The organism is uncultured Sphingomonas sp. (genome assembly GCF_937859915.1).
Classification (GTDB): Bacteria; Pseudomonadota; Alphaproteobacteria; order Sphingomonadales; family Sphingomonadaceae; genus Solisphingomonas.
Window position 1 is genome coordinate 1 of the sequence record NZ_CALMAW010000133.1, and the last position, 9,185, is coordinate 9,185.

A 9,185-nucleotide genomic window follows, 5' to 3' on the forward strand; every position below is an offset into this window, starting at 1 on the left:
TATCATAAAATTGGAGCTAACATCAGACATGATACCCCTGCTGCTGCTGCTGCTTTCGCGCCCGACGCCCTCGTCGCGGGGTCGGGGGCCGCCGCGCTGGTCGCCGCGCGCGGATCGGGCGAGGCGGTCGACACGCTGCCCGACGCCGCGGACGCCGCCTTGCTCGACCCCGCCTTCCGCCAGCTTGCGCCGCGCCCGATCTACGGCCGCGCGCCCGATGCGAAGCCCGCCGCGTCGATGGTCAGGGCGGCATGAGCACGCAGGCCGCGCATCCGCCGCTCGACCTGCTGACCGGCACCGCCGCCGACCTCGGCGAGGTGATGCAGACGATGGACGCCGCGTTCGAGCCGCGCTTCGGCGAGGCGTGGACGCGCAGCCAGTGCGCCGGCATCCTCGTTCTGCCCGGTGTCTGGCTGGTGCTGGCGCGCATCGACGGCGAGCCGGCGGGGTTCGCGCTGGCGCGGTCGGTGATGGACGAGGCCGAGCTGCTGCTGCTCGCCGTGCCGCCCGCGCAGCGCCGCGCAGGTGTCGGCCGCGCGCTGCTCGCGGCGATCGGCGAGGAGGCATGTGCGCGCGGCGCCGAACGCCTCCATCTCGAAATGCGCGACGGCAATCCGGCGCTATTCCTCTATCGCCAGTCGGGGTTCGACGAAGTCGGGCGGCGACCGCGCTACTATCGCGGAAGAGACGGTCGCGCGCATGACGCGATCACGCTGGCCCGGATGCTGACCAGCGAACGACTTATCCCCGATATCGTCACGCTTTGACTTTAGCCGGGCTTGCGCCGTCGCCGCCCTTGCGACAAAGCGTCCGGGCACCGATTTAGAACAGCGAGTTTGTAGCGCTCGTCGCGTATGAGGTATTGTCCATGTCCGATGTCATCGATCTTTCCGAAACGCTGATCACGCTGACCGCGGACATCGTGTCCGCACATGTCAGCCACAACAATGTTGCGGTGGGCGAGGTCTCCGGGCTGATCCGGCAGGTCCATGCCGCGCTCGCGCAGCTTGGCGAGCCCGTCGCCCCGCCGCCGCCCGAAAAGCAGGAACCGGCGGTGTCGGTGCGGTCGTCGATCAAGCCCGACCACATCGTCTGCCTCGAGGACGGCAAGAAGCTCAAGATGCTCAAGCGCCACCTGATGACGCATTATGGCCTCACCCCCGACCAGTATCGCGCCAAATGGGGCCTCGCCGCCGACTATCCGATGGTCGCGCCCAACTATGCAGCACAGCGCCGCGATCTGGCGATGAAGATCGGCCTCGGCACCCGCCCGCGCACCGCCAGCTGACGCAATGGGATCGGGACGTGCGAGCGGTTCGCGCTTCCCGTCCGGCGCGTAAGCCCGTACATGTCGCGCATGCGCAAGATCGATCTCGAGGCGTTGTGCGCCGAAAAGGGGCTCCGGATCACCGAGCAGCGCCGCGTCATCGCGCGCGTTCTGTCGGAAGCCGAGGACCATCCCGACGTCGAGGAGGTGCATGTCCGCTCGGCGGCGATCGACCCCGGCATCTCGATCGCCACCGTCTACCGGACGGTGCGGCTGTTCGAGGAGGCCGGTATCCTTGAGCGGCATGATTTCGGCGACGGCCGCTCGCGCTACGAGGCCGCGCCCGACACCCACCACGACCACCTCATCGACGTCGAGAGCGGCCGCGTCATCGAATTCGTCGACGAAGAGGTCGAGGCGCTGCAGCAGCGCATCGCCGAGAAGCTGGGGTTCCGCCTCGTCGACCATCGGATGGAGCTGTACGGCGTCCCCTTGAGCCGCGAGGCGAAGGGGTGACCTCGTCTCCCTCTCCCCATCGGGGAGAGGGTTGGGGTGAGGGGGAGCGACGGCGCAGCCGGCGCGTCCCACCTCAAAGGCTGGACACCCTCACCCAACCCTCTCCCTGAGGGAGAGGGCTTGAACGCCCACCATTGAGCCCCCGCCCCGCTGCCTGTAAGGCGCCCGCATGCCCAACCCCCGCGCGCTTCCCAAAACCTATGCGGTCAAGTCCTTCGGCTGCCAGATGAACGTCTATGACGGCGAGCGCATGGCCGAGCTGCTCAGCCACCAAGGCATGACCGCGGCGGCCGACGGCGAAGCCGCCGAACTCATCGTGCTCAACACCTGCCACATCCGCGAGAGGGCCGCCGAGAAGGTCTATTCGGACATCGGCCGCATCCTCAAGACGGCGCGCGCCGCCGGCGAGCCCAAGCCGCTGATCGCGGTCGCGGGCTGCGTCGCGCAGGCCGAGGGCGCCGAGATCGTCGCGCGGGCGAAGGCGGTCGACATCGTCGTCGGCCCACAGGCCTATCACCGCCTCCCGAGCCTGGTCGCGGACGCGGCAGCGGGCCGCACCGCGCTCGACACCGACATGCCCGCCGCCTCCAAATTCGGCGCGCTCCCTGCGCGGCGGAAAGTCGCGCCGAGCGCGTTCCTGACCGTCCAGGAGGGCTGCGACAAATTCTGCACCTATTGCGTCGTTCCCTACACGCGCGGCGCCGAGGTCTCGCGGCCATGGGGCGATCTCGTTGCCGAGGCGCAGGCGCTGGTCGAGGCGGGCGCCAAGGAGATCACGCTGCTCGGGCAGAACGTCAACGCCTGGACCGGCGAGGACGCGGCGGGCCGGGTCGGGGGCCTCGACGGGCTGATCCGCGTGCTCGACCGCATCGAGGGGCTCGAACGCATCCGCTACACGACCAGCCATCCCAACGACATGACGCAGGCACTGATCGACGCGCATGGCGACGTCGGCAAATTGATGCCGTTCCTCCACCTGCCCGTGCAGGCCGGATCGGACCGCATCCTGAAGGCGATGAACCGCAGCCACACCGCCGACTCCTATCTGCGGATCATCGAGCGCGTGCGGGCCGTCCGACCCGACATCGCGCTGTCGGGCGACTTCATCGTCGGCTTCCCCGGCGAGACCGAGGCCGATTTCCAGGCGACGCTCGATCTGGTCGGCGAGATCGGCCACGCGCAGGCGTTCAGCTTCAAATACAGCCCCCGCCCCGGCACGCCGGCGGCGACGATGGCCGACCAGGTCCCGCCGCAAGAGGCCGACGAGCGGCTGCAGCGGCTACAGGCTCTGCTCAACGCGCAGCAGCATGCCTTCAACAACGCGACGCTCGGCCGCCGCACGCGCATCCTGATCGAGCGGCACGGCAAACTCCCCGGGCAGATGCTCGGCAAATCGCCCTGGCTGCAGTCGGTCCACCTCCAGACCGACGCCGCGATCGGCACCCTGCTCGACGTCGACATCGTCGCGACCGGGCCGAACAGCGTCAGTGGCGCGGCGCTGGTCAGCGCGTAGGCGCGATCACGCGACTGTCGTCCCGGGCTGGACCGGGGCTTCGCGCGTCGCCGCCGATCGCCCTGGATAGCGGATCGCGTCCGGCAGGACGATGATGCCGAGAATTAGTTCGTTTCGGTGCAAGTAAAAATCACGACGCCGACGCATCCGCTGGCGGTCTCCTCGCGTATCTTGCGCGCCCTTCTCTGAAGAGGGGCCAAAGGAGGATGCCCCGATGACGAAGATCCGCTTCACCCCCGTGCTCGCCGCACTCGCGCTGACCGCGCTGACCCCCGCGCTCGCCATCGCCAACCCGATGGTCGGCGGCGCCGCGATGTACCCGACCAAGACGATCGTCGACAATGCGGTCAACTCGAAGGACCACACCACGCTGGTCGCCGCGGTCAAGGCCGCCGGCCTCGTCGACACCTTGTCCGGCCCCGGCCCCTTCACGGTGTTCGCGCCGACCAACGAGGCGTTCGCCAAGCTGCCCGCCGGCACCGTCGACACGCTGGTCAAGCCCGAGAACAAGGCGATGCTGACCAAGATACTCACCTATCACGTCGTCGCCGGCACGATGACCTCGAAGCAGATCGCCGCCGCGATCAAGGCCGGCCACGGCTCGGCGACGCTGACCACCGTGGAGGGCGAGCCGCTCACCGCGACGATGAAGATGGGCAAGCTCGTCCTCACCGACGCCAAGGGCGGCATGTCGACGGTCACGATCAAGGACGTGATGCAATCGAACGGCGTGATCCACGTCGTCGATACCGTGCTGATGCCCTAATCTCCCCAGCACGGTGGAGACCGGGCCGCGGACCTTCCCGGGGCGGCCCGGTCTCCAAATTCCTCCGTCGTCGCGGCGGACGCCGGGACCCACGGATGCGGCAGGCATATGGCGGAGCGACGGCGTCGATAATCGACCGCGGCGCCAAGATGGCGTTCGCACCGTCGTCCATGGGTCCCGACTTTCGTCGGGACGACGGGTTGGGGGCCGCTCCACTGTGGCCGCTCGGCATCGCCGGCGAGCGACATAAATACTTCGCCCAAAGCACCTAGCTTTTGCGGGCTCGCCGGCCCACCTTATCAGGAGACTCGCACCTGAAAGGATCGAATGAGCCGCAAGCCCGTACCCGCGCAGGCCGGTGACAAGGCCCGCATCGAAGTGGTGTTCGACAAGCCCCAGCTGCTCGGCCGACTGTTCGGCGAATATGACAAGAATCTGGTCGCGATCGAAAGCCGGCTCGGCGTCTACATCTCCGCCCGTGGCAACAAGCTGATCATCGAGGGCTATGCCGACGCGATCGGCCGCGCGCGCGACGTGCTGACCGGGCTCTACAACCGCATCGTCCAGGGCCAGGAGATCGATACCGGCGCGGTCGAGGCGGTGATCGCGATGTCGGCCGAGCCCGTGCTCGACGGCATCATCCGCCAGGACGTGTCGCAGCCCCCCGCCGTGATGATCCGCACGCGCAAGAAGACGATCGTGCCGCGCTCAGCGACGCAGATCAAATATATGGAGGCGCTGGCGCGCGACGAGATCGTGTTCGCGCTCGGGCCGGCGGGCACCGGCAAGACCTATGTCGCGGTTGCGCAGGCGGTGCAGATGCTGATGGCGGGGCAGGTCGACCGGCTGATCCTGTCGCGCCCCGCGGTCGAGGCGGGCGAACGGCTGGGCTTCCTGCCGGGCGACATGAAGGAGAAGGTCGATCCCTATCTCCGCCCGCTGTACGACGCGCTCTACGACATGCTGCCCGCCGAACAGGTCGAGCGGCGGATGACGAGCGGCGAGATCGAGATCGCGCCGATCGCCTTCATGCGCGGGCGGACGCTGTCGGACGCGTTCATCATCCTCGACGAGGCGCAGAACACCACCCCCGCGCAGATGAAGATGTTCCTCACCCGCTTCGGCATGAACAGCCGCATGGTGGTGTGCGGCGATCCGCGCCAGATCGATCTGCCCGACATCGGCAAATCGGGGCTCGCCGACGCGGTCGGCAAGCTGCAGGGAATCCCGGGGATGACGATGATCCACTTCGGCGCCGCCGACGTGGTCCGGCATCCCTTGGTCGGGCGGATCGTGCAGGCCTATGAGGGACCGGATGAGTAGCAGACACGGCAAACCCTCTCCCCTTGGGGGAGAGGGATACGCAGACTTGGACGCGAAGCGTCCTAGTCGGAGTTGGGTGAGGGCACGAGACGTCCGCTATCCAACGCTGCGTGCCCTCACCCTCCCAGCCTTCGGCTGGGCCCCTCCCTCTCCCCCACGGGGAGAGGGGTTGTCATGATCCACGTCGAAACCGATGCCGCGGGCTGGCCCGAATCCGACCGCTGGGCGTCGCTCGCCGACAAGGCGGTGCGCGCCGCGATCGGGCATAGCCCCGAGCGCCGCTTCCTGACCGAACCCGCGACCGTCGAGGTCTCGATCAAATTCACCTCCGACGACGAGGTGCAGACGCTCAACCGCGACTATCGGCAGAAGGACAAGCCCACCAACGTGCTGTCCTTCCCGATGGTGCAGGACGATCTGCTCGACACGGTCGACGCCAATTCGGACGATGGCGAGCTGCTGCTCGGCGACATCGTGCTCGCCCACGGCGTCTGTGTCCGCGAGGCGGAGGAGAAGGGGGTCAGCGTCGAGGCGCATGCGACGCATCTCGTCGTCCACGGCACCTTCCACCTGCTCGGCTACGACCATATCACCGACCAGGACGCCGAGGAGATGGAAGCAGCGGAACGCGAGGTGCTCGCCGCACTGGGGATCGACGATCCCTATGCGGACATCAGCGACTGATCTACCGCGTTCCCCGGCGAAAGCCGGGGCCCAGGCCTCACATTCTAAGCCGGCGCACCACCACTTCACACTGCGGGCCTGGACCCCGGCTGTCGCCGGGGAACAGATTCGCATTGCTCCCTCGACTCGCCCCCCCGCCGCCCGGTAGAGTCACGCCGACGCAACAACCGGGGTCCACCACCACCATCATGCCCGACGATTCCAGTAGAAGCCCCGCCGGCCACGGCGGGAACCTGTGGTCTGGTCTGCGCCATCTGCTGTTCGGCGACGAGGCCGAGCCGACGCTGCGCGACCAGATCGCCGATGCGATCGAGGAGCATGAGGACGACGCCCCCAACGCCCGCGATCTGTCGTCCGCCGAGCGCACGATGCTCCAGAACGTGCTCGAATTCGGTGAGCGCACCGTCCGCGACGTCGCGGTCACGCGCGGCGACATCATCGCGATCGACGAGGAGTCGACCGTCGACGAGCTCGTCGCTTTGTTCGTCGAGGCCGGCCATTCGCGGCTGCCGGTCTACCGCGAGACGCTCGATACGGTGATCGGGATGATCCACATCAAGGACGTCTTCCCGATTCTGGCGGGCGCCGCGCCGCGCCCCGACACGATCGCCGCGCTGATCCGCGAGCCGCTCTACGTGCCCGAGGCGATGGGGGTGATCGACCTGCTCGCCGAGATGCGCGCGAAACGCACCCACCTGGCGATCGTCGTCGACGAATATTCGGGCACCGAGGGGCTCGTCACGATCGAGGATCTGATGGAGGAGATCGTCGGCGACATCGAGGACGAGCATGACGACGCGCCTGTCGAGATGCTGGTGCCGCTCGACGACGGCGCCTGGGACGCCGACGCGCGCGCCGAGCTCGAGGATGTCGCCGAGACGATCGACCCGCGGCTGGCCGAGACCGACGAGCCCGTCGACACGCTGGGCGGCCTCGCCTCGCTGATCGCCGACCGCATCCCCAAGGTCGGCGACATGCTGCTCCACGACAGCGGCTGGACGCTCGAGGTCACCGATGGCGACCACCGCCGCGTGACGCGGCTGCGGCTGCACCCGCCGGTGCGCACGCTGGCCGCGGAGGGATAATCGACGCCGGGGACGGCTTGCCCCTCCCGTCATGCCCGCGAAGGCGGGAACCCAGGATCAGGTGCGGGATGACGAAGGAGGAAGCGGCATCAGCCCCCAGGTCCCGCCACGGCACCGACCGCACCCTGATGCGTTAACCCTCCAGACTTGCCGCCTTGTGAACACGCCCCTCATCGGGCGTTCAGGCGACAAGGCGTAGTAAAGAGGCTTTCAACGACTCAGAGGTGCTGTGATGCGCAAACTGTCGATCGCGATTGCCGCTGCCGCCGCTCTTGCCGGTGGTGCGGTCCTCTCAACTCCCGCCTCGGCGCGGACCTTCGTTTCGGTCGGCTTCGGCGGCCCTGGCTATTATGGCGGCTATTATCCGGGATATTACCCCGGCTACTACCCCGCCTATTACGGCTATTATGGCGCGCCCGTCGTCTACGGCGGCTGGGGCGGCTATTATGGCCGCGGCTGGGGTGGCTATCATGGCGGCTATCGCGGCGGATACCGCGGTGGCTATCATGGCGGCGGGTTCCACGGTCGCCGCTGAGCCATCCTTCAACACCAACCGACCAGGCCGGGCAGCGATGCCCGGCCTTTTCTTTGGCAGCGGCAGTCTGCGGACTGTCGCTCGCGTGAACGGGCCGATCAGCCGGAGTTCAGTCGCGTGCGTCCAAGGTGATCCCGTCATGTCGACATGAGGAGCGAGAATATGAAGACGGGTCTCATCCTGCTGGCCGCCGCCGCGACGCTCGGCACCACCGCGATCGCGGCGCCGGCCTCGGCGCAATATTATCATCATGGCTATGGCTATCACCACGGCTACCACGGCGGCTATCATCGTGGCTGGGGCTATCGCCACCATTGGCGTGCGCATCGCTGGCACCACCGCTACGGCTATCGCCACTATCACGGCCGCTGAGCGCGGGCGAGGCGGGCCGGGTCTCGCGTAAAAGTCCTCTCCCGCCAGGGAGAGGGCTTTGCCGTGTCACCAACGGCGGCTCGCTAGCTCGTCGCGAACAGCTTGGCGGGATCGCGGAACGCCTTGAACTCGAGCGCATTGCCCGAGGGATCGCGGAAGAACATCGTCGCCTGCTCGCCGGGCTGGCCGACGAAGCGGACGTGCGGCGCGATGCCGAAGCGCGTCCCCGCCGCCTCGAGCCGGCCGGCGAGCGCGTGCCATTCGTCCCAGCCGAGCACCACGCCGAAATGCGGCACCGGCACGTCATGCCCGTCGACCGGATTGCTCGACTCCGCCGGTTGCCGCGCGGCATCGAGATGCGCGACGATCTGGTGGCCGTAGAGATCGAAATCGATCCACGACTCGGCGCTTCGTCCCTCGCTGCAGCCGAGCAGCGCACCGTAGAATTCGCGTGCCGCATCAAGATCATGCACCGGAAAGGCGAGGTGAAAGGGGCGCATCGTCATCTTTTGATCATATCCCGTACGTAACGATGGCGGAATTCCGCCGGATCCGATTTTACGACGCTCGCCGCCGCGCTTGGTTACCGGCGTTTTAGCCGGATCCGCAAAGGTCTCGTCAAGCGCCATAGGGCATTCCCGATCCATCGACGGACCCGTGGGGGGCCCCGTCGCCGGGGTACGGGACATGATCGGATACAGACATTTCGCCGCGGCGCTCGCGCTCGCGGGCACTGCAGTGGCACTGCCCGCGCAGGCGCAGGCGCATTGCTGGGCGGACCGCGAGGTGGCCGCCGCGCAGGTGCGCGACATGCAGACGATGCTGATGGTCGCAGCGCTCCGCTGCCGCGCCGCGCATATCAACATTTCCGCGGATTATGACGGCTTCGTCACCACGCATAAAGTCGCGATCGACCAGGCCAACCTGGCGATCAAGCAGCATTTTGCGCAGGCCGGCGGCGCGCAGAGCGATTACGACCATTTCGCGACCTCGCTCGCCAACGTGTTCGGCGACGACGAGACCAGCGAGGCGACCTGTGCGGAGGCCTCCGCCCTCGCCCACGAAGCGTCGGCGACCGCGCCGACCGGGCTCGGCGCGCTGGCGATGGCCCGCGTCTTCCCGGC

The 9,185-nt window shown here is 67.8% G+C and carries 12 protein-coding genes and 1 pseudogene; 12 read left to right on the forward strand and 1 reads right to left on the reverse strand.

The genetic code is table 11. From position 1 onward, the window contains the following. The 11 genes and pseudogenes from Q0326_RS17520 to Q0326_RS17570 form a co-directional block, all read left to right on the forward strand. Positions 1–255, forward strand: a pseudogene (locus tag Q0326_RS17520) (hypothetical protein); the annotation flags it as partial. Then, positions 252–767 carry a GNAT family N-acetyltransferase gene (locus tag Q0326_RS17525; protein WP_298693004.1) on the forward strand — a complete coding sequence of 172 codons (516 nt, stop codon included), beginning with the start codon at positions 252–254 and terminating at the stop codon, positions 765–767. The pseudogene Q0326_RS17520 and the gene Q0326_RS17525, both read left to right, overlap by 4 nt. A 101-nt stretch (positions 768–868) precedes the next feature. After that, positions 869–1,288: a MucR family transcriptional regulator gene (locus tag Q0326_RS17530; RefSeq protein ID WP_298693006.1), complete on the forward strand. Its 420-nt coding sequence runs from the start codon at positions 869–871 to the stop codon at positions 1,286–1,288. A gap of 69 nt (positions 1,289–1,357) precedes the next feature. Further along, entirely contained in the window at positions 1,358–1,783 is a 426-nt protein-coding gene (locus Q0326_RS17535; protein WP_298693008.1) for a Fur family transcriptional regulator, read from the forward strand. Between the two features lie 169 nt (positions 1,784–1,952). Continuing rightward, entirely contained in the window at positions 1,953–3,296 is a 1,344-nt protein-coding gene (gene miaB, locus Q0326_RS17540; protein WP_298693010.1) for a tRNA (N6-isopentenyl adenosine(37)-C2)-methylthiotransferase MiaB, read from the forward strand. 214 nt (positions 3,297–3,510) lie between these two features. Next, on the forward strand, positions 3,511–4,062 hold the full coding sequence (locus Q0326_RS17545) for a fasciclin domain-containing protein (protein ID WP_298693012.1): 552 nt from the start codon (positions 3,511–3,513) through the stop codon (positions 4,060–4,062). Between the two features lie 327 nt (positions 4,063–4,389). Next, complete coding sequence (locus tag Q0326_RS17550) at positions 4,390–5,385, forward strand: PhoH family protein (protein WP_298693014.1); 996 nt, start codon at positions 4,390–4,392, stop codon at positions 5,383–5,385. A 174-nt stretch (positions 5,386–5,559) separates the two neighbouring features. Then, positions 5,560–6,069, forward strand: coding sequence for an rRNA maturation RNase YbeY (gene ybeY, locus Q0326_RS17555; RefSeq protein WP_298693016.1), 510 nt, complete (start codon positions 5,560–5,562; stop codon positions 6,067–6,069). 188 nt (positions 6,070–6,257) lie between these two features. Further along, entirely contained in the window at positions 6,258–7,154 is an 897-nt protein-coding gene (locus tag Q0326_RS17560) for a hemolysin family protein (protein WP_298693017.1), read from the forward strand. A 232-nt stretch (positions 7,155–7,386) separates the two neighbouring features. Then, complete coding sequence (locus Q0326_RS17565; RefSeq protein WP_298693019.1) at positions 7,387–7,689, forward strand: hypothetical protein; 303 nt, start codon at positions 7,387–7,389, stop codon at positions 7,687–7,689. 162 nt (positions 7,690–7,851) lie between these two features. Next, entirely contained in the window at positions 7,852–8,061 is a 210-nt protein-coding gene (locus Q0326_RS17570; protein ID WP_298693022.1) for a hypothetical protein, read from the forward strand. Positions 8,062–8,144: 83 nt separating this feature from the next. Here the strand turns inward: Q0326_RS17570 and Q0326_RS17575 are convergent, their stop codons facing one another. Continuing rightward, the gene (locus Q0326_RS17575; RefSeq protein WP_298693024.1) at positions 8,145–8,567 is read right to left on the reverse strand and encodes a VOC family protein; all 423 of its coding nucleotides are present in this window, start codon (positions 8,565–8,567) and stop codon (positions 8,145–8,147) included. A 181-nt stretch (positions 8,568–8,748) separates the two neighbouring features. Here Q0326_RS17575 and Q0326_RS17580 point away from each other — a divergent pair. Further along, a partial coding sequence (locus Q0326_RS17580) for a hypothetical protein (RefSeq protein WP_298693026.1) occupies positions 8,749–9,185 on the forward strand: 437 nt, incomplete at its 3' end.